The sequence below is a fragment of the Amycolatopsis magusensis genome (genome assembly GCF_017875555.1).
Taxonomy (GTDB): domain Bacteria; phylum Actinomycetota; class Actinomycetes; order Mycobacteriales; family Pseudonocardiaceae; genus Amycolatopsis; species Amycolatopsis magusensis.
In genome coordinates this window covers 4,289,149-4,312,358 of record NZ_JAGGMS010000001.1, presented here as the reverse complement: position 1 = coordinate 4,312,358, position 23,210 = coordinate 4,289,149, and the positions used below count along the sequence as shown (strand labels likewise).

Here is a 23,210-nt window from a genome sequence, read left to right as displayed (position 1 = left end):
GGGTTCAGTCCTGGGTGGTGGTGCCGAGCGCGTCGGGCAGCGCGGCCAGGAAACCGGCCGCCTCCTCCGCGCTCAGGGTCAGCGGGGGTGCCAGGCGGACGGTGTCCGGCTGGATCGGGTTGACCAGGTAACCGGCGTCCTGGGCGGCGGCGGCGACCGCGGCCGAAGCCGGTTCCGCCAGCGTGATGCCGAGCAGCAGCCCGTGGCCGCGCACGCCGGTCACCAGCGGGTGCCCGAGTTGTTCGACGCCGGCGGTGATCTCCTTGCCCAGCGCCGCAACGTGCTCGTTCAACCCTTCGGCGGCGATGGTCCGGAGCACGGCGAGTCCGGCCGCGCAGGACACCGGGTTGCCGCCGAAGGTGGTGCCGTGGTGGCCGGGGCCGAACAGGTCGGCCGCCGCGCCCACGCCGATCACCGCGCCCAGCGGCAGGCCGCCGCCGAGGCCCTTGGCCAGCGTGATCACGTCCGGCACGATGCCGTCGTGCTGGTAGGCGAACCAGGCGCCGGTGCGGCCGATGCCGGTCTGCACCTCGTCGAGCACCAGCAGCGCGCCTGCCGCTTCGGTGATCTCCCTGGCCGCGCGCAGGTAGCCGTCCGGCGCGGGCACCACACCGCCCTCACCGAGGATCGGCTCCAGGAAGACCGCCGCGGTGTCGGTGTCCACCGCGGCCCGCAGCGCGTCGACGTCACCGAACGGGATGTGCTCCACGCCCGGCACGAGCGGTACGAAGGGCTCCTTCTTCGCGGGCTGCCCGGTGAGCGAGAGCGCGCCCATGGTGCGGCCGTGGAAGGCACCCTCGCAGGCGATCACCTTGGTGCGGCCGGTGCGCCTGCTGATCTTGAGCGCGGCTTCGTTGGCCTCGGCGCCGGAGTTGACGAACAGCACCTTGCCGCCGCCCCGCAGGCCTGCCACGTCGAGCAGCGCTTCGGCCAGGTCGACGGTCACCGGGTTGATGTAGAGGTTCGAGGTGTGCCCGAGCTGCTTGACCTGCGCGGTCACCGCCTCGACCACCGCCGGGTGGGCATGCCCGAGTGCGTTGACCGCGATGCCACCGACCAGGTCCACATAGGACTTGCCGTCGGCGTCCCACACCGTGGCGCCCTCGCCGCGCACCAGGGTGAGCTTCGGGGTGCCGTAGTTGTCCATCAGCGCGGAGCGCCAGCGCACCTGACCGTCCTCATTGGACTTGACGGTGGTCATCCCGGCTCTCCTTCCGGCAGCACCATGGTGCCGATCCCCTGGCTGGTGAACACTTCGAGCAACACCGAGTGCGCGATGCGCCCGTCGATCACGTGCGCCCGCCGGACCCCGCCGCGGATGGCGCGCACGCAGGCCTCCATCTTCGGGATCATGCCGCTGGCCAGCCCCGGCAGGAGCTGCTCCAGCCGGTCCACCCGGATCCGGTCCACCAGCGAGGACCGGTCGGGCCAGTTCGCGTAGAGGCCCTCGACGTCGGTGAGCACCACCAGCTTCTCGGCACCGAGCGCGGCGGCCAGCGCGCCGGCGGCGGTGTCGGCGTTGACGTTGTGCACCACGCCGTCCACGTCCGGGGCGACCGTGGAGACCACCGGGATGCGGCCCGCGTTGACGATGTCGAGCACCGCGTCCGGGTTGACCGAGGCCACCTCGCCGACCAGGCCGATGTCCACCGCCTCGCCGTCCACCGTGGCCTGCTTGCGTTCCGCGGTGAACAGCCGCGCGTCCTCACCGGAGATGCCGACCGCGTACGGGCCGTGCGCGTTGATCAGGCCGACCAGCTCGCGGCTGACCTGCCCGACCAGCACCATGCGCACGATGTCCATGGTCTCCGGCGTGGTGACCCGCAGGCCGCCCTTGAACTCGCCTTCGATGCCGAGCCGCGCGAGCATCGCGCTGATCTGCGGCCCGCCGCCGTGCACCACCACCGGGCGCAGCCCGGCGAGGCGGAGGAACACCATGTCCTCGGCGAAGGCGCGCTTGAGCTCGTCGTCGATCATCGCGTTGCCGCCGTACTTGACCACGACGGTGGCCCCGTGGAACCGCTGCAGCCACGGCAGCGCCTCGACCAGCACACCCGCCTTCTCGGCGGCGGTGGTCAGCCGTTCGTCGGCGCTGATCACCGATTCGGACGGGGTCACGTCGAGTACGCCGAGTTCTCGTGCACGTAGGCGTGCGTGAGGTCGTTCGTCCAGATGGTGGCCGCGGCCACGCCCGCCTTGAGGTCGACGGTCACGGTCACCTCGCGCGGGTTCAGGTCCACCTTTTCGCGGGGCTCACCCGGTTCACCACCGCGGCACACCCAGACGCCGTTGAACGCCACGTCGAGGCGGTCCGGCTCGAACACCGCCTCGGTGGTGCCGACCGAGGCGAGGATGCGGCCCCAGTTCGGGTCCTTGCCGAACACCGCGGTCTTGAACAGGTTGCTCCGGGCGATGGCCCGGCCCACGTCCACCGCGTCCTGCTCGGTGGCCGCGTTCACCACCTCGATGCTGATGTCGTGGTCGGCACCCTCGGCGTCGGCGAGCAACTGCTGGGCGAGGTCGTGGCAGAGGTCACGCAGCACTTCGCCGAACTCGTTCGGTCCCGGCTTCACCCCGGAGGACCCGCTGCACAGCAGGACCACGGTGTCGTTGGTGGACATGCAGCCGTCGGAATCCAGCCGGTCGAAGGTGAGCCGGGTGGCTTCGCGCAGCGCGGCGTCCGCGGTGGCCGCGTCCACGTCGGCGTCGGTGGTGAGGACCACGAGCATGGTGGCGAGCGCGGGGGCCAGCATGCCGGCGCCCTTGGCGATGCCGCCGACGCGGAAGCCCTTGCCCTCGTACACCGCCTCCTTCGCCCGGGTGTCGGTGGTCATGATGGCCTCGGCGGCGGCCGGGCCGCCGTCCGCCGACAACGCCTCGACGGCGGCGTCGATGCCGGTGCGCAGCTTGTCGGCCTGCAACTGCTCGCCGATCAGACCGGTCGAGCAGACGACCACCTCGACGGCGCCGAGGCCCAGCCGGGCGGCGACCTGCTCGGCGGCGCTGTGCGTGTTCTGGAACCCCTGCGGGCCGGTGTAGCAGTTGGCGCCACCGGAGTTGAGCACGACCGCGCGGGCGCGGCCGTCGTCGAGCACGCGCTCGCTCCACAGGACCGGGTTGGCCTTGCAGCGGTTCGTGGTGAACACGGCCGCGGCCACGTCGGACGGGCCCTCGTTGACCACGAGGGCGACGTCGGGTTTGCCGCTGGGCTTGAGGCCCGCGGTCACCCCGGCGGCCCGGAAGCCCTGCGGCGCGGTGATCGTCATGGTGCTACTCCCACTGTGGAAAGTCCGGTGGTCTCGGCGAGACCCAGTGCCAGGTTCGCCGACTGCACGGCGCCCCCGGCGGTGCCCTTGGTCAGGTTGTCCAGCGCGGCGATGACCACCAGGCGCCGGGCGTCGGCGTCCACGGTCACCTGCAACTGCACGGCGTTCGAGCCCAGCACGGCGGCGGTGCTCGGCCAGCTGCCCTCGGGCAGCAGGTGCACGAACGGCTCGTCGTGGTAGGCCTTCTCGTACTCGGCCCTGATGGCGTCGGCGTCCACGTCCGAGCGCAGGGGCGCGCTGGCCGTGGTCAGGATCCCGCGCGGCATCGGGGCGAGCACCGGCGTGAACGAGACGGTCACCCGCTCGCCCGCGACCAGCCCGAGGTTCTGCGCGAACTCCGGCGTGTGCCGATGCGCTCCGCCGACGCCGTACGCGCTGGCCGAGCCCATCACCTCGGAACCGAGCAGGTGCGGCTTGGCGCTCTTGCCCGCACCCGAGGTGCCGGTCACCGAGACGAAGTGCGCCTCCGGCTCGACCAGCCCCGCGGCGAAAGCGGGCGCGAGCGCCAGCGAACCGCCGGTCGGGAAGCAGCCGGGCACGGCGATCCGCTTGGTGCCGTACAGCTTCTCCCTGGCGCCGGGCAGTTCGGGCAGGCCGTAGGGCCAGGTGCCCGCGTGCTCGCCGCTGTACCAGCGCTGCCAGTCCGAGGCGTCGCGCAGCCGGTGGTCGGCACCGAGGTCGACCACCAGCACCTCCTCACCGAGCTGCGCGGCGATCTCCCCGGAATGCCCGTGGGGCAGGGCGAGGAACACCACGTCGTGCCCGGCCAGCGTGTCCGCCGTCGTCTCGGCGAGCACCCGGTCGGCGAGCGGCACGAGGTGCGGCTGGTGCTTGCCCAGCCGGTCCCCCGCGCTGCTCGCCGCCGTGAGCGCGCCGATCTCGATCTCCGGGTGGCCCAGCAGCAGGCGCAGGAGTTCGCCCCCCGCGTACCCGCTGGCACCGGCCACCGCCGCCTTCACCGTCATACGCATGATTATGCACGCCGACGCAATCCTAAACAAACCGGGCTGCAGCGTGGCGGGCTTTCCTCCCGCCGCTGGGCCGGTCGCGTGAGGTCACGGGCCTGGTGGGTCCTCCCCTCGGCGGCTGGGTGGTTCCGGCAGGTGGGCGCCCCGGACCTCCGGATCGCAGCCCACCCTGGGCAGCCGGGCGCGGATGCTGCCCGGGCTGCGGCCGAAGTCCGCCGCGATCGCCTCGACCGGTTCGCCGGCCAGCCAGCGGCGTTCGAGGTCGGCATCCTGCTCGGCCGACCACGGCTGCCCCTGCTGGGCCGGGCGTGGACCTGGTCTTCGTGCGCCGGACCGGCCGAGCGCGCCCGCCGAGCGCAGGGCCCTGGAGAGCACGGTGGCCAGGGTGGCCGCGACCGTGGGGTCGAGTTCGAGGCGCCCGTCCGCGACGGGCTCGCCCTCCGGGCCGGTGGCGTTGACGTCCACCACCACCCGCGGCGGGTCCGCCTCCGGCAGGGAGGCCGCCTCGACGGTGTAGGTACCGGTTTCGGTCCGGATCTGGGTCCGGTGCTGTTCGGAAACTGTCATGCGCCGGGACGCTAGCCACGGGGTCCGACAGTTTGCGGACACCGGCGGTGATCGGGTGCTCGCGGAGCGCGGTGGCGGGAAAGTGTCGGTCGGGGTGCTTAGGGTGAGCGGTCCGAGGGGAAGGACGGTTATGACCGCAGAACTGGTGGCGGCCGCACGGGCCGGGCTCGCCGAGCTGGGCGACGCGGCCAAGGCACCGCGGATGCAGCGGTACATGAAGTCGGCCATGCCCTACCGCGGGGTGCCCACCCCGGCCCGGCGAAAGCTGGCGAACCGGCTGTTCCGGGCGCACCCGCTGGCCGATGTCGCCGAGTTCACCGCGGTCACGCTGCAGTTGTGGCGTGAGGCCGAGTACCGGGAGGAGCGGTACCTGGCGATCGACCTGACCGGGCACGGCGCCTACCGGGGCTGGCAGAACGCCGATCTGCTCGAGCTGTACGAGGAGCTGATCGTCACCGGGGCGTGGTGGGACTACGTGGACGAGGTGGCCATCCGCCGGATCGGCCCGCTGCTGCGAGCCGAGCCGCGCGTGCTCAAGCCGGTGCTGCTGGAGTGGTCCACCGGCCAGGACCGGTGGCGGCGCCGCACCTCGATCATCTGCCAGATCGGGGCGAAGGCCGCCACCGACACCGAACTGCTCACGCAGGCGATCGAGGCCAGCATCGGCGAGCCGGACTTCTTCCTGCGCAAGGGGATCGGCTGGGCCCTGCGGGAACTGGCGAAGACCGACCCGGAGTGGGTACTGGCCTTCGCCGAGGACCACGGCGACCTCTCGCCGCTGTCGCGGAGGGAGGCGCTCAAGCACCTGAAAAACTGAACAGGCGTCAGGCGCGCAGGGTGACCCCGAACCGCTCGGCGGCCGCGGCGACAGCGGCGTCCCTGGCGGCAGTGGCCTCCTCGACCTTGAGCGTGCGGTCCGGCGCGCGGAACCGCAGCTTGTAGGCGAGGGAGCGCTTGCCGGCCTCGAGCTGCTCACCGCTGTAGACGTCGAACAGCGCGATGTCCTCGAGCAGTTCGCCGCCACCACCACGCAGGGTCTCGGCCAGCTCGGCCGAGGGCACGGAGCTGTCGGCCACCAGTGCCACGTCCAGCAGCACCGGCGGGTACGGCGAGACGGCGGGCGCCGGGCGGCGCTCGACCAGCGGGATCGCGTCGAGGTCCAGCTCCATCGCCACCGTGCGCTTGGGCAGGCCGAGTGCGTCGATCACCTTGGGGTGCAGCTCACCGGCGTGGCCGACCGGCCAGTCACCGGCGAACAGCCGGGCGCAGCGGCCCGGGTGCCAGGGCAGCAGGTCCGCCGAGCGGGCCTCCAGCTCGACACCGGCGGCCGCGGCGACGGTACGGGCGGCCTCGATGGCGTCCGCCCAGGAAGCCATCGCGCCTTCGCCCCACCAGCCGGGGCGTTCGCGGTGCCCGGTCGCGACCACGGCGACGTGCACCGGTTGCGCGGGCACGGCGGCCTCGAGCGCGGCCAGCTCCTCGTCGGCAGGGCGCTGCCCCACGCCGACCGCGGGCATCGCGGTCTGCTTGCCGGCGGGCAGCACGACCTGGCCGACCTGGTAGAGACCGACGTCACGGAAGCCGCGGGAAACGTTGCGCTGCAAGGTTTCCAGCAAGCCGGGCAGCAATGAGGTGGCCAGCTGGTCCTTGTCGGACTCCAGCGGGTTGAGCACCTTCACCGCATTGCGGCGCACGTCGTCCTCGGGCAGCCCGAAAGCGTCCCAAGTGGACTTCGCGACGAACGGGAAGGGCAGCACCTCGACGTAACCGGCCGCGGCCAGCGACCGCGAGACGGTGCGGCGGCGGCGCTGGGCCTCGGTCAGCCCGGAACCGGCCGGGGCGGTCGGCAGCTCCGACGGGATGCTGTCGTAGTTCTCCAGCCGGAGCACCTCCTCGACCAGGTCGGCGGGCTGCACCAGGTCACCGCGCCAGCTCGGCGGCACGGCGGTGACCAGCGCGGTCCCGTCGTCGGAGGTACCGATGCCGACCTTGCAGCCGATCTGGGTGAGCCTGCGCGCGGTGACCCCGCGGTCGTAGCGCACCCCGGCCACCTCGTCCGGCAGGCTCATCGGCATGGTGATCGGCGTGGGCTGCGGGGCCTGCCCGGCGTCGGTGCGGCCCGGCTGGATGCGGCCTTCGCCGTACTGGCGCAGCAACCGCGCCGCCAGCTCCACCGCCGCGGGCGGGAGCTGCGGGTCGGTGAACCGCTCGAACCGCTTGGCCGCCTCGGAGAACAGCTTGTGCCGCCGCGCGGTCCGGCTGATCGACGACGGGTCCCAGTGCGCGGCTTCGAGCAGCACGTCCGTGCTCTCCGGGGTGATCTCCGTGCTCGCACCGCCCATGGTGCCCGCCAGCGAGATGACGCCGGAGTCGTCGGCGATGACGATGTCGTCGCCGTCCAGCTCGCGCACGGCGTCGTCCAGCGTGGTCAGCTTCTCGCCCGGCTTCGCCCGGCGGACGACCAGCTCGCCCTGCACCGCGCTGGTGTCGAACGCGTGCAGCGGGTGGCCCAGTTCGAGCATGACGTAGTTGGTCACATCCACGGCCAGCGAGATCGGGCGCATCCCGGCCAGCAGCAGGCGGCGGCGCATCCACCACGGCGTCGGCGCGGAGGCGTCCAGCCCGGTGACCCGGCGCAGCACGAAGCGCGGGCAGCCTTCGGGGTCCTCGATGCGGACCGGCCAAGCTTCGCCCTCGGCCACCGGGACGTCGAGCAGCCCGGGGTCGCCGAAGGGCGCGTCGAGCGCGTTGGACAGCTCGCGCGCCAGGCCGCGGATCGACAGCGCGTAGCCGCGGTCCGGGGTCGGCACCAGGTCCAGCACGGTGTCGGCCAGGCCGATCACCTCGGCGGCGTCGTCACCGGGACCGGCGGTCCCCGGCGGCAGCACCAGGATGCCGGAGTGGTCCTCGCCGAGCCCCAGTTCCTTGGCCGAGCAGATCATGCCGTCGCTGATGCGGCCGTAGGTCTTGCGCGAGGCGATGGCGAACCCGCCGGGCAGTACCGCGCCGGGCAACGCGGCCACCACGAGATCGCCCTCGGCGAAGTTGCTGGCGCCGCAGACGATGCCGCGGGTCTTGATCGCCGACGGGTCCGGCTCCTCGGTGCCGGTCTCCTCGGGCGCGTGCTCCTCGCCCACCTCGACCCGGCAGAACCGGATCGGCTTCTTGAACCCGGTGAGCTCCTCGATCTCCACGACCCGGCCGATCACCAGCGGGCCGGTGACCGTGTCGAGCGGGTGCAGCCCGTCGACCTCGATGCCGATGCGGACGAAGGCGTCGACCAGCTCCTGCGGCCCGACCGCCTCACCGAGTTCGAGGTGCTCGGTCAGCCAGCTGACGGGAACTCGCACTACGCCTCCGTTCCGAAGGGAAGGGTGAACCGGACGTCGCCCTCGACCATGTCGCGCATGTCCGGGATGCCGTTGCGGAACTGCAGGGTGCGCTCCAGGCCCATGCCGAACGCGAAGCCCGAGTAGACCTCGGGGTCGACCCCGCAGGACCGCAGCACGTTGGGGTTGACCATGCCGCAGCCGCCCCACTCGACCCAGCCGGGGCCGCCCTTCTTCTGCTCGAACCACACGTCGACCTCGGCCGACGGCTCGGTGAACGGGAAGAAGTGCGGGCGCAGCCGGGTTTTCGAGCTCTCCCCGAACATGGCGCGCGCGAAGGCGTCCAGCGTGCCCTTGAGGTGGGCCATGGTGATGCCCTTGTCCACCGCGAGGCCCTCGACCTGGTGGAACACCGGCGTGTGCGTGGAGTCCAGCTCGTCGGTGCGGTAGGTGCGGCCGGGGCAGACCACGTAGACCGGCAGGTCGCGGTGCAGCAGCGTCCGGGCCTGCACCGGCGAGGTGTGCGTGCGCAGCACCAGGCCGGAGCCCTCCGGCGCCACGTAGAAGGTGTCCGCCAGCTGACGCGCGGGGTGGTCCTTGCCGAAGTTCAGCGCGTCGAAGTTGAACCACTCGGCTTCGAGCTCGGGCCCGTCGGCCACCTCGTACCCCATGCCGACGAACACGTCGGCGACCCGCTCGGCGAGCGTGGTCATCGGGTGCCGGGCACCGGACGGGACCTTGTCCCACGGCAGCGTCACGTCGACGGCTTCTTCGCGCAGCACCCGCTCGTCCCGCTCGACCTGCAGGGTGGCGCGGCGCGCGTCGAAGGCGTGCTGGATGGCGGCGCGGGCCTCGTTGACCCGCTTGCCCGCTTCGGCCTTCTCCTGCTTGGAGAGGCTGCCGATCTGCCTGCGGGCGAGCAGCAACGGGGAGTTGTCACCCAGGTGCGCCGGCTTGACCGCGGCGAGGGCGTCGAGGTCCGCGGCCGCGGCGAAGTCCGTGTCCGCGGACTTGACGGCGGCCTGCAGGGTTTCCGGGGCCAGCGCGTCGGCGGTGGCCGGCTCCTGGCTGTCGTTGGCTTCGGACATAGCTCCTCGGCGTCCACTCGGGACGGGTTCGCGGGCGCACGTGCACATTCAGCCGCAGAGTCTAGGCGACCGGGGAATCACTCCGGCGGCTAACCCCTGCTCAACGACGATATCTTGAAAGATCAACAAGAGGGTGTCCGCAAGGCCTGGTCGATGGGCTTCGTGATCCAGGTGGTTCCTGGGCGCGAAGAGCGCGACCGAGGTCTTGCGGACGCCCTCTAGCGGTGGGCGGCCATGGCGCTCGCGTAGAGGCACAAACTGGCGGCGGTGGCCAGATTGAGGCTTTCCGCCTTGCCGTAGATCGGCACCCGGATGCCGCGGTCGGCGAGGGCGAGCAGGTCGGCGGAAAGGCCGTGCGCCTCGTTGCCGAGCACCCAGGCGGAGGGGGCGGCGAGGTCGTCGGCGGACTCCAGGCCCGCCTCGGCGTAACCGTCGGCGGCGAACACGCGCAGGCCCGCGGCGCGGCAGGCTTCGATGGCCTTGGCCACATCACGTTCGCGGGCGACCGGCAGGTGGAAAAGACTGCCGGTGGAGGCGCGCACGCACTTGCCGTTGTGCGGATCGACGGTGTCCCCGGCGAAGATCACCGCGTCCGCGCCGGCGGCGTCGGCGACTCGCAGCACGGTGCCGGCGTTGCCGGGGTCGGCGATGCCCGCGAGGACCGCGACCAGGCGCGGCGAGCCGGACAACGCGTCGGCGAGCGGGACGTCGACCAGTTCGCAGACGGCGACGAGCCCTTGTGGTGAAACGGTTTCCGAGAGCATCTCGGCGGCGCGCTGGGTGATCGAGGAGATCCGCGCACCGCTTTCCGCCGCGCGGGCGACGAGTTCCGGGTGCTTGTCCGCCGCGGCTTCGGTGGCGAACAGCTCGTGCACGGTCCCGTACGCCAGCGCTTCGCGGACGGCCTGCGCGCCTTCGGCGAGGAAGCGGCCCGCTTCGGTGCGGCCGGACCGCGAGGTCAGCCTGCGCGCAGCAACGACCCGGGGGGTCTTGTGGCCCGACAGTGCGGGCAGACCGTCCCCGGGTCGCTGGTTCACGCCGGTGGTGCTCAGGCCGACTTCTTCTCTTCGCCGGTCGTCACGTTCTGCTTGGCCAGCTCGGCCAGCGCCGTGAAGGCGACGGCGTCGTTCACCGCGAGGTCGGCGAGGATCTTGCGGTCGACCTCCACCCCGGCGGCCTTGAGGCCCTGGATGAACCGGTTGTAGGTCACCCCGTTCGCCCGGGCGGCCGCGTTGATGCGGGTGATCCACAGCTGGCGGAAGTCACCCTTGCGGGCCCGGCGGTCCCGGTAGGCGTAGTTCAGGGAGTGAAGCGTCTGCTCCTTGGCCTTGCGGTACAGCCGGGAGCGCTGACCGCGGTAACCACTGGCCAGTTCGAGAGTTGTGCGACGCTTCTTCTTGGCGTTCACCGCCCGCTTGACGCGTGCCACGGGTCCATCCTGTCGATCTCGGGGGGCGGGTTACGCCCCGGGGTGTTCAGAGCAAGTGCGGTCAGCGGCCGAGGAGGCGCTTGACGCGGCTGACGTCGGCCTTGGCCAGCTCGGTGGTGCCTTCGAGACGCCGGGTCACCTTGCTGGCCTTCTTCTCCATCAGGTGACGGCGGCCGGCCTTCTGGCGGCGGATCTTGCCGGTGCCGGTGACGCGGACTCGCTTGGAGGTCCCGCTGTGGGTCTTGTTCTTGGGCATTTCATCCTCTTTCGTGCGGCAGCACACCGATTTCTCGGTGTGCTGCTGACTGTGCGGGCCCGGGGCCGGTACTAGGAATCCGCCACTTCGGCTTCGGCTTCGGCTTCCTTGGCCTTCGCCTTCGGCGGCTTCACGTTCTTGTGCGGCGCCAGCACCATGATCATGTTGCGGCCGTCCTGCTTGGGCGAGGACTCCACGAAGCCGAGCTCCTGGACGTCGTCGGCCAGCTTCTGCAGCAGGCGGAAGCCGAGCTCCGGCCTGGACTGCTCCCGGCCACGGAACATGATCGTGACCTTGACCTTGTTACCAGCGGCGAGGAAGCGGGACACGTGGCCCTTCTTCGTCTCGTAGTCGTGCTGGTCGATCTTCGGGCGCAGCTTCTGCTCTTTGATGACGGTCAGCTGCTGGTTGCGGCGCGACTCGCGGGCCTTCTGGGCGCTCTCGTACTTGAACTTGCCGAAGTCCATGAGCTTGGCGACCGGCGGCCGTGCCTGCGGGGCGACCTCGACGAGGTCCAGGTCCGCTTCCTGGGCGAGCCGGAGTGCGTCCTCTATGCGGACGATGCCGACCTGCTCCCCGTTGGGTCCGACCAGCCGGACCTCGGGAACGCGGATGCGCTCGTTGATGCGCGTCTCGGAGCTGATGGGGCCTCCTTGGTCCGAGTAATGTTCTGCTCTGCTCGTTCGACCTGGTGCCCACATACCAAAGGCCCCGGCTTCCGCATCTGCATGCGGCCGCGGGGCCCTCATCCGATCGGCCGCCGACACGAGGTCGGCTGCCTTCGCGACGGCCACGCCCGAGCGGGTCGTGCCGTTTCGCGAGACCGGACCCGGCCGCCTGAAAACGGTGACACGGGTGGGAGCGGGGCTCCACTTGCCGCCCCCGATCACTCAGGGGCTGGTCGCTCGTGGAAGGGTACCAGACGTGTCGTTCAACGCTGGACACCAGCCTCAGAATTCCCCCGCGACGGACGCCGACGGCATCCGCGAGCTCGAGACGATCCCCAGTGTAGAGGTGATCAGCCGGGCCGCCGTGATGTTGATGTCGGCCGGTGCCGAGCGGCTCGGCCTCGCCGACGTGGACCCGGACAACAGCCCCCGCCGCGACCTCGACGAGGCGCGGCGCCTGATCACCGCACTGGCGGGACTGGTCACCTCGTCGGCGGAGTACCTCGGTGCGCACGCCGGCCCGCTGCGCGACGGACTGCAGTCGTTGCAGAAGGCGTTCCGCGAGGCCTCGGCCGTGCCGGACGCGCCCGGCCAGGGTCCCGGCGAGAAGTACACCGGCCCCGTGCACTGAGCCGGCCTCCCGGCGGGACCCTGGCGGTCCCGCTTTCCGACAGCTAACATGTTAGATATGAGTGGGTTGGCGCCCGTCCGCCGCGTGTTGCTGCGGGACGAGGCTTACGAGCACCTGCGGCGAGCGATCGTCACGGGAGAACTGAAGCCCGGTGAGCAGTTGCGTGAGCACGACTTGGCCGCCGAACTGGGCCTGTCCCGTGCGCCGGTGCGGCAGGCGCTGACCAGGCTCACCGCCGAAGGCCTCGTCGAATCGAAGCCGCAGAGCTTCACCCGTGTCGCGCCACTCGAAAGCGACGACGTGCGCGACGCGCTCCAGCTGACCCGCGCGCTGCACGAGTTCGCCGTGCGTTCCGCGCGGCTGACGCCGGAGCACCTGACGCGGATGCGGGCGGCCAACGCGAAATTCGCCGCCGCCATCGAAGCGCGGGAGGTCGACGCCGCCATCGAGGCGGACGACGAGTTCCACGACGTGCCGGTCGAGGCGTGCGGCAACCGGGCGGTGGCCGAGACGCTCGACCGCTACACCCCGCTGCTGCGCCGCCTCGAGCGCGCGCGGTTCTCCAGCCTGCCCGCGCACCGGTCGATCCGGCGGCACGAGCAGCTCATCGACGCCTGCGCGGCGGGTGACACGGGCGAAGCCGTCCGCATCACCGGCCGGATCTGGGCCGAACTCGGCGACCTGCTGGACGCCGGAAAGGAAAGCTGATGTCCCTCGGCTCGTTCCCCCGCCACCCGCTGCTGTTCGGCCCCTCGCCGGTGCACCGCCTCGACCGGCTCACCGCGCACCTCCGCGGCGCCGAGATCTGGGCCAAGCGCGAGGACGTCAACTCCGGGCTGGCCTACGGCGGCAACAAGACGCGCAAGCTGGAGTACCTGGTCGCCGACGCGCTCGCGACCGGGGCGGACACGCTGATCTCGATCGGCGGCGTGCAGTCCAACCACACCAGGCAGGTGGCCGCGGCGGCCGCCCGCACCGGGCTGAAAGCCGTGCTGGTGCAGGAAAGCTGGGTGGACTGGGAAGATCCCGGGTACGACCGGGTGGGCAACATCCAGCTCTCCCGGCTGATGGGCGCCGACGTCCGGCTGGTGGACGCCGGTTTCGGCATCGGGTTCAAACAGAGCTGGGAGCAGGCGGTCGCGGAGATCGAGGCGGGCGGCGGCACGCCGTACGCGATCCCGGCCGGGGCTTCGGACCACCGGCTCGGCGGGCTCGGGTTCGCGAACTGGATGCTCGAAGTCGAGGCGCAGGAACGGGAACTGGGTGTCCACTTCGACACCATCGTGGTCTGCTCGGTCACCGGCAGCACACAGGCGGGCATGATCGCGGGCGCCACGCTGGGCGAGCGGCCGCGCCGGATCATCGGCATCGACGCCTCGGCGAAACCGGCGGAGACGCGGGCGCAGGTCGGCCGGATCGCGAAGGCGACCGCTTCGTTGATCGACGCCCCGCGTGAGCCGGAGGAGGTGATCCTCGACGAGCGTTACCACGCCGGGATCTACGGCGTGCCGGACGAGTCCACTGTGGACGCCATGCGCACGGCGGGCAGGCTGGAGGCGATGATCACCGACCCGGTGTACGAGGGCAAGTCGATGGCGGGCCTGATCGACCTGGTCACCCGGGGCGAAATCCCGCGCTCTTCCACGGTCCTCTACGCCCACCTGGGCGGCCAACCCGCCCTGAACGCCTACAGCTCATTGCTATGAGTGGGGCATTACTTGCATTCAATGCTAGTAATGCCCCACTCCTAGCAGTGCCGGTCAGTCGCCGACGACGGCCAGCAGGTCGATTTCGACCAGGAGGCCGGCGGGCAGGCCGACGTAGACGGTGGTGCGCGCCGGGTACGGCTCGCCGATGAGTTCGTTGTAGACCTGGTTGAACTCGGCGAAGTGCCCGGTGTCGGTCAGGTACACCCGCGTCATCACCACGTCGTCCCAGCTCGCCCCGGCCGCCTCCAGCACGGCGGTGAGGTTCTTGAACGTCTGGCGGGTCTGGTCGCCGACCGTGTCCCCGACGATCTTGTTCGTGCCGGGTTCGAAGGCGACCTGGCCGGCCAGCTGCAGGATGTTCCCCTTGCGAACGGCCTGCGCGAAGTTCGCCACCGGTGTCGGGGCGTTCTCCGTGCTGATCGCGACCTTGCCCATGTGCCTCATCCTTCCGTGTTCCTCGCTCCCGTCCATCCACTGTGGATGGACGCCTCCTCCGCGGCCGACACCAGGTCCGGTACCAGCGCGAGCAGTCCTTCGTAGTCCAGCAGCACCTTGGGCACCGACAGGCTGGCCGCGGCCAGCACCTCGCCGCCCGCGCCGCGCACCGGCGCGGCGATGCAGTGGATGAAGTCCTCGTGTTCGGCGTTGTCCACCGCGTAGCCGCGGCGCTCGACCTGCGCCAGTTCGGCCAGGTACCCGGCCGCCGAGGAAATCGTATTGGTGGTCAGCCGGACGTAGTCGATCCGGTGAGCCACCTCATGCCGCCGGTCCGGCGTGAACGAGGCGACCAGCACCTTGCCGACCGCGGTGCAGTGCAGCGGCGCGCGTTTGCCGACCCGCGAGTACATCCGGACCGAGTGCCGTCCCTCGTACTTGTCGATGTAGACGACTTCGCCGTCCTCGTAGCTGGCCAGGTGCACGGTGTGCCCGGTGCGCGCGTTGAGCGCGGCGAGCGCGGGCTGCGCGGCGCGGCGGACGTCGTAGCCCTCCAGCGCCTGGTTCGCCAGGTCGAACAGCGCGCTGCCGAGCCGGTAGTACCGCGTGCCGTCGCGGCGGACGAAGTGGTGCTGCTCGAGCGTGCGCAGCAGCCGCAGCACGGTGGACTTGTGCACGCCGACCTCTTCGGCGAGCTGGTCCAGCGTCCGATGTTCCTTGGCCATCCCGGAAAGCAGGGTGAGCGCCCGGTCCAGGCTCTGGCTCATGCGCGCACCACTCCCTCGTCCGTCAGCCGGGTCGCCGCCCAGGCCGCCTCGTCGGCGGCGAGCAGCCCGGCGATCACGTCCGGGGGCAGCGGCGGCCCCACGTCGTCGTGCGTGCGGAGCGTCGAGGCCGCCTGCAGGTGACCGGACCGCAGCCGGGTCAGCGGATCCTCCCCGCGCAGGGTCGCGGCGAGGAACCCGGCCGCGAAGGCATCCCCGGCGCCGACCGGCTCGACCACGTCCACCTTCAGCGCGGGCGCGAACACCGGCTCGCGATCGCCTTCGAGCAGGGTCGCGCCGCGGGCGCCGTGCTTGATCACCAGCGTTTCGGGTTCCGGCAAGCGTTTGCGCAGCACACCCGGATCACCGGTTCCCCAGACGATCTCGGCTTCGTCGTCGCCGGCGAGCACGATGTCGGCCTGGCGGGCGAGCGCGGTCAGTTCGGCGGCGTGGTCGCGCCCGGTCCACAGCACCGGCCGGAAGTTCAGGTCGAACGAGACGCGCGTGCCCGTCCTCGGCCGGGCGAGCACCTCGCGCACGAGTTCGGCGCAGGAGGCCGACAGCGCCGAGGTGATCCCGCTCAGGTGGATCACGTCGACGGCACCGAGGTCGAGGCGGCGCAGCAGGTCCGGACCCATCGCCGAGGCCGCCGAGCCGGTCCGGTAGTAGCGCACCGGGCTGCCGCCGGAGCCGCTTTCCTTGACGTACAACCCGGTCGGCCGCGCGGGGTCGACGACGGCGTCGCTGACGTCCACCCCGGCCGCGCCGATCTCGTCGAGCAGCGCGCGCCCGAACGGATCCTCGCCGACGGCGCTGACCCAGCGGCTGCGCAGGCCCAGTGCGGCGAGGTGGCAGGCCACATTGGACTCCGCGCCGCCGACCGTGCGCTGCCAGGTCCGCACCCGGTGCGGTGGCCCGGCCTCACCGGGGACAAAGAGCGCCATCGACTCGCCGATGCAGAGCACTTCCGGCAGGTTGGACAAACCCGACTCCCCGCGTTTTCTCGCCGTTGACCAGTCGCGACCCGGATGCTACACCTATGCCACGCAATATGCGCAACGCCCGTTGCAACATATGCAACGCTTGGAGGCTGGCTGGTGAGCTGCGTGATCAACGAAGCGGCACTCGAGAGCGCCCGCAACGAAACCATCGACTGGCGGTTCAAGTCGATCCCGGCCGAACTGTCCGGCCGCCGGATCGGCGAGGCCGCGGCGGCCAAGCCGGACCTGTTCACCGGCGGCTTCCTCGGCCCGGTCGTGGTGCTCGAAGAGGACGCGCTCGCGCACAACCTCCGCGCCATGGCGGACTGGTGCGCGAAGCACGGTGTCGAACTGGCGCCCCACGGCAAGACCACGATGGCGCCCGCGTTGTTCGCCCGCCAGCTCGAGCACGGCGCCTGGGGCATCACCACCGCGAACGCCAGCCAGCTGCGGATCTACCGCGCCTTCGGCCTTTCCCGGATCCTGCTGGCCAACCAGCTGGTGGACCCGGCCGCGCTGGCCTGGCTCTCCGCCGAACTGGACGCCGACCCGTCGTTCGAGTTCACCTGCTGGGTCGATTCGACCGACGGCGTGGCGCGGATGAGCGCCGCGCTGACCGGGACGCGACCGGTGGACGTGCTGGTGGAACTGGGCGCGGACGGCGGTCGCACCGGCGCCCGTGACCGCGCCACCGCGATCGCCGTCGCCGAAGCCGTGCACGCCAGCCCGGCGCTGCGGCTGGCCGGGGTCGGCGGGTACGAGGGCGCGCTCGCGCACGACGCGAGCGAAGCCGCCCAGGCCCTGATCAAGTCCTATGTGGACGACCTGCGTGAGCTGGCGGTCGACCTGCACGGGCGCGGGCTGTTCGCCGACGTGGACGAGATCATCGTGACCGCCGGGGGCAGCGCGTACTTCGACCAGGTCGCCGAGGGCATCACCACCGGCTGGCCGGACGGGCTGACCATCCGCCCGGTGCTGCGCAGCGGCGCCTACCTGACCCACGACGACGGCTTCTACCGCGGGATCTCCCCGCTGGGGGAGCACCCGCGCACGACCGGCGAGCCGTTCCGGTCCGCGTTGCGCGCCTGGGCCCAGGTGACCTCGAAGCCGTCCGAGGAACTCGCGTTGCTCACGCTCGGCAAGCGCGACGCCTCCTTCGACGAAGGACTGCCCGAACCGCAGTCGCGGCGCGGTCCGGACGACCGGGTGGAGCCGCTCTCCGGGCACACCGTCACCGCGATGAACGACCAGCACGCCTTCCTCGCCCTGCCGCCCGGCTCGCCGGTGGCGGTCGGCGACTGGATCGGGCTCGGCTTGTCGCACCCCTGCACGGTGTTCGACAAGTGGCCGCTCATCCCCGTGGTGGACGCCGACGGCCGGACGGTCGTCGATTTCGTCCGCACCTACTTCTAGGGGCTGGTTATGGACCTCGTGATCTCCGGCGCGCGGATCGCCGACGGCACCGGCGCGCCGATCGAGACCGGTGACGTCGGCATCGACGGCGGCCGCATCGCCGCGATCGGCGCGCCCGGCTCGCTCAGCGGCCGCAAGAAGCTCGACGCCGACGGGCTGGTGCTGGCCCCCGGTTTCATCGACATGCACTCCCACTCGGACATCCAGGTGCTGGCGCAGCCGGACCACCTGGCGAAGGTGTCCCAGGGCGTGACCACCGAGGTGCTCGGCCAGGACGGGCTGTCCTACGCCCCGGTCGACGACTCGACGCTGGCCGCGCTGCGGGCGCAGCTCGCCGGCTGGAACGACGACCCGCCCGGGTTCGACTGGAACTGGCGCTCGGTCGGTGAGTACCTCGACCGGCTCGACCAGGGCATCGCGGTGAACGCGGCGTACCTGATCCCGCAGGGTTCGGTGCGCATGCTGGCCGTCGGCTTCGACGACCGCCCGGCCACCGAGGACGAGCTGAACCGGATGCGCGAGCTGCTGGTCACCGGGCTGGCCGAAGGCGCGGTCGGCATGTCCTCCGGGCTGACCTACACCCCGGGCATGTACGCCAGCACCGAAGAACTCGTGGACCTGTGTGCCGTGGTCGGCGCGCACGGCGGGTACTACAGCCCGCACCACCGCAGCTACGGCGCCGGGGCGCTGGAGGCGTTCGCGGAGATGGTCGACGTGTCGCGGCGCTCGGGCTGCCCGCTGCACCTCGCGCACGCGACGATGAACTTCTCGGTGAACAAGGGCCGCGCGCCGGAGTTGCTGGCGCTGCTCGACGACGCGCTCGCCGACGGCTGCGACATCTCGCTCGACACCTACCCCTACCTGCCCGGCGCCACCTATCTCTCCGCGTTGCTGCCGAGCTGGTCGGCCGAAGGCGGCCTGGAAGCGACGCTGGACCGGCTGGCCGATCCGGGCACCCGCGAGCGGATCCGCGTCGAGATCGAGGAAACCGGTTCGGACGGCGCGCACGGCGTGCCGATCGACTGGGAGGCCATCGAGATCAACGGCGTGCGGAACCCGGACAACGCGCACCTGGTCGGGCACAGCGTGGCCGAATCCGCGCGGTGGGCCGGGCGCCCGGTCTCCGAGCTGTACTTCGACGTGCTCATTTCCGAGCGCCTCGGCACCTCGTGCCTGATGCACGTCGGGCACGAGGAGAACGTGCAGGCGATCATGCGGCACGTCACGCACACCGGCGGCAGCGACGGCCTGCTCGTCGGCGCCCGCCCGCACCCGCGGGCCTGGGGGACCTTCCCCCGCTACCTGGCCAGGTACGTCCGCGAACTGGGCGTGCTGGACCTCGCCGACTGCGTCGCGCACCTCACCGGGCGCGCGGCGAAGCGCCTGCGCCTGGCCGATCGCGGTCTCGTGCGCACGGGGTACGCCGCGGACCTGGTGCTGTTCGACCCGGACACCGTCACCGACACCGCCACCTTCGACGAACCCCGGCAGCAGGCCGGCGGCATCCCGTACGTCTTCGTCAACGGGGTCGCCGCGATCGACGGCGGGCGGGCCACCGGCGCGCTCGCCGGGCACTCACTACGCAAGCGAGAAAGCACGACCACATGACCGGATTCATCGACTGGCTGCAGCACTCCACGGCCGGTCTGCTCACCCTCGCCGCGCTCTCCATCGCGGTGCTGTTGCTGGCGATCATCAAGCTCAAGCTCGAGCCGTTCATCGCGCTGATCGTGGTGGGCCTGCTCACCGCGCTCGCCGCGGGCGTGCCGGTGGGCACGCTGGTCGGTTCCGCGCAGAAGGCCTCGGACTCCCTGCTGGAGAAGGGCTTCGGCGGCATCCTCGGGCACATCGCGGCGATCATCGGGCTCGGTACCCTGCTCGGCGCGATCCTGGAGAAGTCAGGGGGCGCGCGGGTACTGACCACCACGCTGCTGCGGGCCTTCGGCGAGAAGCGCGCGCCGCTGGCGATGGGCGTGGCCGGGTTGATCTTCGGCATCCCGGTGTTCTTCGACATCGGCATCTTCGTGCTGGCGCCGCTGGTGTACGTGGCCGCCAAGCAGGGCGGCAAGTCGATCATCCTGTACTGCATGCCGCTGCTCGCCGGGCTTTCGGTGACGCACGCCTTCCTGCCGCCGCACCCCGGTCCGGTGGCCGCGGCCGGCCTGCTCGGCGTGGACCTCGGCTGGGTCATCCTGATGGGCGCGATCTGCGGGCTGCCCGCCTGGTTCATCGGCGGCGTGCTGTATTCGTCGTGGATCGGCAAGAAGATCGTGCTGCCGGTGCCCGAGGAGATGCTCGTCGAGAACGGTGACGACGAGCAGGAGAACCCGCCCTCGCTGAAGCTGGTCGCGTTCATCATCGCGGTGCCGCTGGTGCTGATCCTGGTCGGCACGTTCGGCAGCATCTGGCTGCCCAAGGACGCCACGACGCTGTCCGGCATCGCCGCGTTCATCGGCACGCCGGCGGTGGCGCTGACCATCGCGGTGCTGCTGGCCTCGTGGCTGCTCGGCACCCGGCGCGGCATGACCGGCAAGCAGCTGAGCGAGCTGTCCGCCACCGCGCTGCGGCCGGTGGCGATGATCCTGCTGGTGGTCGGCGCCGGTGCGTTCTTCGGCGCGGTGCTCTCGGCGACCGGCATCGGCAAGGCCGTGGCCGGTTCGCTGGACGACGCCGGGCTGCCGGTGATCCTGGCCGCCTACGTGATCAGCTGCGGCATGCGCATCGCGCAGGGCTCGGCGACCGTGGCCATCGTGACCACCAGCGGCATCATCGCGCCGACGGTCACCGAGCTGGGTTACTCGCAGGTGCAGCTGGCGCTGCTGGTGGTGGCCATCGCCGCCGGGTCGATCATCGCCTCGCACGTCAACGACGGCGGGTTCTGGATCGTCTCGCGGTACTTCGGCATCTCGGTGGCCGACACCCTGAAAACGTGGACAGTGCTGGAAACCGTGCTCTCGGTCGCCGGTTTCGCCGTCGCCGCACTGATCATGGCGTTCGTCTGAGCAGTACCCCGTGAAGCCGCCACAACACGATTCACCACAACTGAAGGAGTGGATGGATGGCAGGGTTCGATCGCCGGAAGTTTCTGGGGGCCGTCGGTGCGGCGGGCGCGGTCGGCATGACCGGTGTGCTCACCGGGCGGGCCGCGGCGAGCACGGAAAGGGCGGGTTGCGTGGTCTACCTGGGCAGTTACACCACCTGGGGTGAGCCCCCCGGGGCCGGCCTCCAGGTGGCCACCCGGGGCAGCGGCCCGGCGCTGACGCTGGGCGCGACCGTGCCCGGCGTGGACGACGCGTCGTGGCTGGCGGTGGCCAAGGACAAGCTGTACTCGACCAACGAGCTGGTGCCGGACGGCCGGGTGACCACGCTGAGCGCGGGCAACCCGCCGAAGGTGCTCGGCACCCAGCCGGTCAAGGGCGCCGGGACCACGCACCTGTCGGTGCACCCCGGCGGGCGGTACGTGCTGGCCGCGAACTACACCGACGGCACGGTGTCCGTGCTGCCGATCCAGGGCGGCGGCACGCTCGGCGCGCCGACCGACGTGGTCAAGCACGTCGGCGCGGAGCGAGAAGCCCACGCCCATCAGGTGGTGACCGATCCCAGCGGCCGCTGGGTGGTCGCGGTCGACCTGGGCGCGGACTCGGTCTACGTGTACAAGCTGGACCAGGGCACCGGGAAGCTCACGCAGCACCAGCAGCTCAAGCTGCCGTCGGGGGCCGGGCCGCGGCACCTGGTGTTCCACCCGAACGGCCGGTACGCCTACATCCTCGGCGAGCTGCGCGCGGAGATCACCGTCGCCGCGTGGGACTCGAACGCCGGCAAGCTCACCGCCGGTGCCGTGGTGCCGACCGTCCCGTCGTCCGCGCCGGTACCCCAGTACCCGGCGGAGATCGCCATCTCGAAGGACGGCCGGTTCGTCTACGCCTCGAACCGCGGTGAGGACACCATCGCCACCTTCGGCGTCGGCGCGGCGGGTGCGCAGCTCAAGCGGATCGGCGAGAACGTCAAGACCGGTGGGGCCTGGCCGCGCCACTTCACCCTGGACCCGAGCGAGAAGTGGGTCTACGTGGCGAACCAGCGGTCGAACACGGTGACCTGGCTGCCGCGTGACCCGGCGACCGGCCTGCTGGGCAAACCGGCGGGCTCGCTGACGGTGAACCACGTCGCCTTCGTGCTCTTCCGGTAACTCGAACGCTATGAATGGGGCATTACTTGCATTCGATGCAAGTAATGCCCCACTCCTAGCACTTGCCCAGGTGGTCTAGACCCTTGTGTGGGGGTCGGTGCCCACCTACGATTCGTTGCTAATAGCGAAACGCCCATTGCGAATAGTGCAACGGAGTGCTTGATGAACAGAAGACTCAGCCGCGTGTTCGCGGCGGTGGCGCTGGCCGCGGGGCTCACCGCCTCCGCGTGCGCGCCCACCCAGTCCGCCGGCCCGAGCCAGGGCGGGGACGAGCAGACCGGCCCGCTGCGGGTGTGGTTGTTCGACGAAGCCAAGCGCCAGCCCAAGGAAGCCGTGGTGAACGAGGCGATCGCCGAGTTCGAGGCCGCGCACCCCGGCGTGGACGTCGAGGTGCAGTGGGTCGCGGTCGAGGGCCGCGCCGACAAGTTCTCCGGTGCCTTCAACGACCCGAACAACGCGCCCGACGTCGCCGAGTTCGGCAACACCGACGCGGCGAGCTACGCCGAGACCGGTGCCTTCGCCGACCTGACCGCCGACGTCCAGGGCTGGTCCGAGGGCGCCGACCTGCTGCCGACCGTGCTCGACACGGCCAAAGTGGACGGCAAGGTCTACGGCCTGCCGTGGTTCACCGGCGTCCGCGCGCTGTACTACCGGACCGACGTGTTCGCCGAGCTCGGCCTGCAGCCGCCGAAGTCGATCGCGGAGCTGACCGAGACCGCGCGCAAGATCCGCCAGGCGAAGCCGGACCTCTACGGCATCTCCGTCGGCGGCCAGTACACCTACGCGATGCTGCCGTTCCTGTGGGCCAACGGCGGCGAGATCGCCCGCCAGGACGGCGAGCGCTGGTCGGCCTCGCTCACCTCGGGTGAGGCGAAGGCGGGCGTCTCCGCCTACGCCGACCTGATCAAGCCGGACATCTGCCCGCCGGAGCAGTGCGCCAACCTGACCGGGACGCAGAGCGTGCAGGCGTTCTCCGGGGGCAAGGCGGGCATGACCGTCGGCGGTGACTTCAACCGCAAGGCCGTCGAAGAAGGCATGAAGGACAAGTACGCGGTGGTGCCGCTGCCGGGCAAGGACCCGGGCTCGATCGCCCCGGCCTTCGCCGGTGGCAACCTGCTCGGCGTGTTCGGCGCGACCAAGCGCAAGACCCTGGCCGTGCAGTTCACCCAGCTGCTGGGCAGCGCCAAGTACCAGGCCAAGATGTACACCGCGATGGGGAACCTGCCCACGCTCGGCAGCGTCCAGCAGCAGCTGGCCGCCACCGACCCGTTCCTCAAGCCCTTCGCGGACACGCTGACCGCGGGCACCAAGTTCGTGCCGGCCACCCCGGCCTGGTCGAAGATCGACGCCCAGAAGATCCTGCCCACCGCGGTGCAGCAGATCGTCACCGGGGAGCAGAACATCGACGGCGCGCTGGCCGGGGCGAGCGAGCGCATGAACAACGCGTTCGGTTCTTAGGAG

Annotated in this window: 23 protein-coding genes; 9 read left to right on the top strand and 14 right to left on the bottom strand. The window is 71.2% G+C overall.

All coding sequences use genetic code 11. From position 1 onward, the window contains the following. Positions 1–4 precede the first annotated feature (4 nt). From JOM49_RS19350 to JOM49_RS19330, 5 genes are all read right to left on the bottom strand, one after another. Positions 5–1,201: an acetylornithine transaminase gene (locus JOM49_RS19350; RefSeq protein WP_209665687.1), complete on the bottom strand. Its 1,197-nt coding sequence runs from the start codon at positions 1,199–1,201 to the stop codon at positions 5–7. After that, a complete protein-coding gene (gene argB / locus JOM49_RS19345) occupies positions 1,198–2,118 on the bottom strand; it encodes an acetylglutamate kinase (protein WP_209665686.1) in 921 nt (306 codons plus the stop codon). Before argB ends, JOM49_RS19350 begins: the two co-directional genes overlap by 4 nt. Then, the gene (gene argJ, locus JOM49_RS19340; protein ID WP_209665685.1) at positions 2,115–3,266 is read right to left on the bottom strand and encodes a bifunctional glutamate N-acetyltransferase/amino-acid acetyltransferase ArgJ; all 1,152 of its coding nucleotides are present in this window, start codon (positions 3,264–3,266) and stop codon (positions 2,115–2,117) included. The genes argB and argJ overlap by 4 nt, the downstream gene beginning before the upstream one ends. Continuing rightward, the gene (gene argC / locus JOM49_RS19335) at positions 3,263–4,291 is read right to left on the bottom strand and encodes an N-acetyl-gamma-glutamyl-phosphate reductase (protein WP_209665684.1); all 1,029 of its coding nucleotides are present in this window, start codon (positions 4,289–4,291) and stop codon (positions 3,263–3,265) included. Before argC ends, argJ begins: the two co-directional genes overlap by 4 nt. Positions 4,292–4,381: 90 nt before the next feature. Further along, positions 4,382–4,861, bottom strand: coding sequence for a helix-turn-helix domain containing protein (locus JOM49_RS19330; protein ID WP_209665683.1), 480 nt, complete (start codon positions 4,859–4,861; stop codon positions 4,382–4,384). 130 nt (positions 4,862–4,991) lie between these two features. On the opposite strand from JOM49_RS19330, the gene JOM49_RS19325 reads away from it, so the two are divergent. Continuing rightward, entirely contained in the window at positions 4,992–5,678 is a 687-nt protein-coding gene (locus tag JOM49_RS19325; protein ID WP_209665682.1) for a DNA alkylation repair protein, read from the top strand. Positions 5,679–5,685: 7 nt separating this feature from the next. On the opposite strand, the gene pheT is transcribed toward JOM49_RS19325, so the two are convergent. From pheT to infC, 6 genes are all read right to left on the bottom strand, one after another. Beyond that, positions 5,686–8,211 (bottom strand): phenylalanine--tRNA ligase subunit beta, encoded by a 2,526-nt coding sequence (pheT, locus tag JOM49_RS19320; protein WP_209665681.1) that lies wholly within the window; start codon positions 8,209–8,211, stop codon positions 5,686–5,688. Next, on the bottom strand, positions 8,211–9,278 hold the full coding sequence (gene pheS / locus JOM49_RS19315; protein ID WP_209665680.1) for a phenylalanine--tRNA ligase subunit alpha: 1,068 nt from the start codon (positions 9,276–9,278) through the stop codon (positions 8,211–8,213). Before pheS ends, pheT begins: the two co-directional genes overlap by 1 nt. Before the next feature lie 218 nt (positions 9,279–9,496). Next, entirely contained in the window at positions 9,497–10,315 is an 819-nt protein-coding gene (locus tag JOM49_RS19310) for a TrmH family RNA methyltransferase (RefSeq protein ID WP_282769205.1), read from the bottom strand. Positions 10,316–10,326: 11 nt separating this feature from the next. Beyond that, the gene (rplT, locus tag JOM49_RS19305; RefSeq protein WP_209665679.1) at positions 10,327–10,707 is read right to left on the bottom strand and encodes a 50S ribosomal protein L20; all 381 of its coding nucleotides are present in this window, start codon (positions 10,705–10,707) and stop codon (positions 10,327–10,329) included. A gap of 61 nt (positions 10,708–10,768) precedes the next feature. Further along, positions 10,769–10,963 (bottom strand): 50S ribosomal protein L35, encoded by a 195-nt coding sequence (rpmI, locus tag JOM49_RS19300; RefSeq protein ID WP_113692815.1) that lies wholly within the window; start codon positions 10,961–10,963, stop codon positions 10,769–10,771. A 71-nt stretch (positions 10,964–11,034) separates the two neighbouring features. Further along, complete coding sequence (gene infC / locus JOM49_RS19295) at positions 11,035–11,664, bottom strand: translation initiation factor IF-3 (protein WP_209665678.1); 630 nt, start codon at positions 11,662–11,664, stop codon at positions 11,035–11,037. 223 nt (positions 11,665–11,887) lie between these two features. On the opposite strand from infC, the gene JOM49_RS19290 reads away from it, so the two are divergent. The 3 genes from JOM49_RS19290 to JOM49_RS19280 are packed head-to-tail and all read left to right on the top strand — an operon-like array spanning position 11,888 to position 13,968. Continuing rightward, positions 11,888–12,262, top strand: a complete 375-nt coding sequence (locus JOM49_RS19290) for a DUF1844 domain-containing protein (RefSeq protein ID WP_209665677.1) — start codon at positions 11,888–11,890, stop codon at positions 12,260–12,262. A gap of 57 nt (positions 12,263–12,319) precedes the next feature. Further along, on the top strand, positions 12,320–12,970 hold the full coding sequence (locus JOM49_RS19285) for a GntR family transcriptional regulator (RefSeq protein ID WP_245369379.1): 651 nt from the start codon (positions 12,320–12,322) through the stop codon (positions 12,968–12,970). After that, on the top strand, positions 12,970–13,968 hold the full coding sequence (locus JOM49_RS19280) for a 1-aminocyclopropane-1-carboxylate deaminase (protein WP_209665675.1): 999 nt from the start codon (positions 12,970–12,972) through the stop codon (positions 13,966–13,968). The genes JOM49_RS19285 and JOM49_RS19280 overlap by 1 nt, the downstream gene beginning before the upstream one ends. Positions 13,969–14,022: 54 nt before the next feature. On the opposite strand, the gene JOM49_RS19275 is transcribed toward JOM49_RS19280, so the two are convergent. The 3 genes from JOM49_RS19275 to JOM49_RS19265 are packed head-to-tail and all read right to left on the bottom strand — an operon-like array spanning position 14,023 to position 16,114. Next, positions 14,023–14,406, bottom strand: a complete 384-nt coding sequence (locus tag JOM49_RS19275) for a RidA family protein (protein WP_209665674.1) — start codon at positions 14,404–14,406, stop codon at positions 14,023–14,025. A gap of 5 nt (positions 14,407–14,411) precedes the next feature. Then, positions 14,412–15,173, bottom strand: a complete 762-nt coding sequence (locus JOM49_RS19270) for an IclR family transcriptional regulator (protein WP_209665673.1) — start codon at positions 15,171–15,173, stop codon at positions 14,412–14,414. Next, a complete protein-coding gene (locus tag JOM49_RS19265; RefSeq protein WP_245370586.1) occupies positions 15,170–16,114 on the bottom strand; it encodes a sugar kinase in 945 nt (314 codons plus the stop codon). Before JOM49_RS19265 ends, JOM49_RS19270 begins: the two co-directional genes overlap by 4 nt. A gap of 150 nt (positions 16,115–16,264) precedes the next feature. On the opposite strand from JOM49_RS19265, the gene JOM49_RS19260 reads away from it, so the two are divergent. From JOM49_RS19260 to JOM49_RS19240, 5 genes are all read left to right on the top strand, one after another. After that, positions 16,265–17,563: an amino acid deaminase gene (locus JOM49_RS19260; RefSeq protein WP_245370585.1), complete on the top strand. Its 1,299-nt coding sequence runs from the start codon at positions 16,265–16,267 to the stop codon at positions 17,561–17,563. A gap of 9 nt (positions 17,564–17,572) precedes the next feature. Beyond that, positions 17,573–19,171 carry an N-acyl-D-amino-acid deacylase family protein gene (locus JOM49_RS19255; protein WP_209665671.1) on the top strand — a complete coding sequence of 533 codons (1,599 nt, stop codon included), beginning with the start codon at positions 17,573–17,575 and terminating at the stop codon, positions 19,169–19,171. Continuing rightward, positions 19,168–20,565, top strand: coding sequence for a GntP family permease (locus tag JOM49_RS19250; protein WP_209665670.1), 1,398 nt, complete (start codon positions 19,168–19,170; stop codon positions 20,563–20,565). The genes JOM49_RS19255 and JOM49_RS19250 overlap by 4 nt, the downstream gene beginning before the upstream one ends. A 56-nt stretch (positions 20,566–20,621) precedes the next feature. Beyond that, complete coding sequence (locus tag JOM49_RS19245; protein WP_209665669.1) at positions 20,622–21,749, top strand: lactonase family protein; 1,128 nt, start codon at positions 20,622–20,624, stop codon at positions 21,747–21,749. Between the two features lie 162 nt (positions 21,750–21,911). Further along, positions 21,912–23,207 carry an extracellular solute-binding protein gene (locus JOM49_RS19240; RefSeq protein ID WP_209665668.1) on the top strand — a complete coding sequence of 432 codons (1,296 nt, stop codon included), beginning with the start codon at positions 21,912–21,914 and terminating at the stop codon, positions 23,205–23,207. Positions 23,208–23,210 lie beyond the last annotated feature (3 nt).

Coding starts and splice junctions, on each gene's coding strand:
- JOM49_RS19350 (WP_209665687.1), bottom strand. CDS start 1,201: ATGACCACCGTCAAGTCCAATGAGGACGGTCAGGTGCGCTGGCGCTCC.
- argJ (WP_209665685.1), bottom strand. CDS start 3,266: ATGACGATCACCGCGCCGCAGGGCTTCCGGGCCGCCGGGGTGACCGCG.
- argC (WP_209665684.1), bottom strand. CDS start 4,291: ATGACGGTGAAGGCGGCGGTGGCCGGTGCCAGCGGGTACGCGGGGGGC.
- JOM49_RS19330 (WP_209665683.1), bottom strand. CDS start 4,861: ATGACAGTTTCCGAACAGCACCGGACCCAGATCCGGACCGAAACCGGT.
- JOM49_RS19325 (WP_209665682.1), top strand. CDS start 4,992: ATGACCGCAGAACTGGTGGCGGCCGCACGGGCCGGGCTCGCCGAGCTG.
- pheS (WP_209665680.1), bottom strand. CDS start 9,278: ATGTCCGAAGCCAACGACAGCCAGGAGCCGGCCACCGCCGACGCGCTG.
- rpmI (WP_113692815.1), bottom strand. CDS start 10,963: ATGCCCAAGAACAAGACCCACAGCGGGACCTCCAAGCGAGTCCGCGTC.
- infC (WP_209665678.1), bottom strand. CDS start 11,664: ATGTGGGCACCAGGTCGAACGAGCAGAGCAGAACATTACTCGGACCAA.
- JOM49_RS19285 (WP_245369379.1), top strand. CDS start 12,320: ATGAGTGGGTTGGCGCCCGTCCGCCGCGTGTTGCTGCGGGACGAGGCT.
- JOM49_RS19280 (WP_209665675.1), top strand. CDS start 12,970: ATGTCCCTCGGCTCGTTCCCCCGCCACCCGCTGCTGTTCGGCCCCTCG.
- JOM49_RS19275 (WP_209665674.1), bottom strand. CDS start 14,406: ATGGGCAAGGTCGCGATCAGCACGGAGAACGCCCCGACACCGGTGGCG.
- JOM49_RS19270 (WP_209665673.1), bottom strand. CDS start 15,173: ATGAGCCAGAGCCTGGACCGGGCGCTCACCCTGCTTTCCGGGATGGCC.
- JOM49_RS19265 (WP_245370586.1), bottom strand. CDS start 16,114: ATGGCGCTCTTTGTCCCCGGTGAGGCCGGGCCACCGCACCGGGTGCGG.
- JOM49_RS19255 (WP_209665671.1), top strand. CDS start 17,573: ATGGACCTCGTGATCTCCGGCGCGCGGATCGCCGACGGCACCGGCGCG.
- JOM49_RS19250 (WP_209665670.1), top strand. CDS start 19,168: ATGACCGGATTCATCGACTGGCTGCAGCACTCCACGGCCGGTCTGCTC.
- JOM49_RS19245 (WP_209665669.1), top strand. CDS start 20,622: ATGGCAGGGTTCGATCGCCGGAAGTTTCTGGGGGCCGTCGGTGCGGCG.
- JOM49_RS19240 (WP_209665668.1), top strand. CDS start 21,912: ATGAACAGAAGACTCAGCCGCGTGTTCGCGGCGGTGGCGCTGGCCGCG.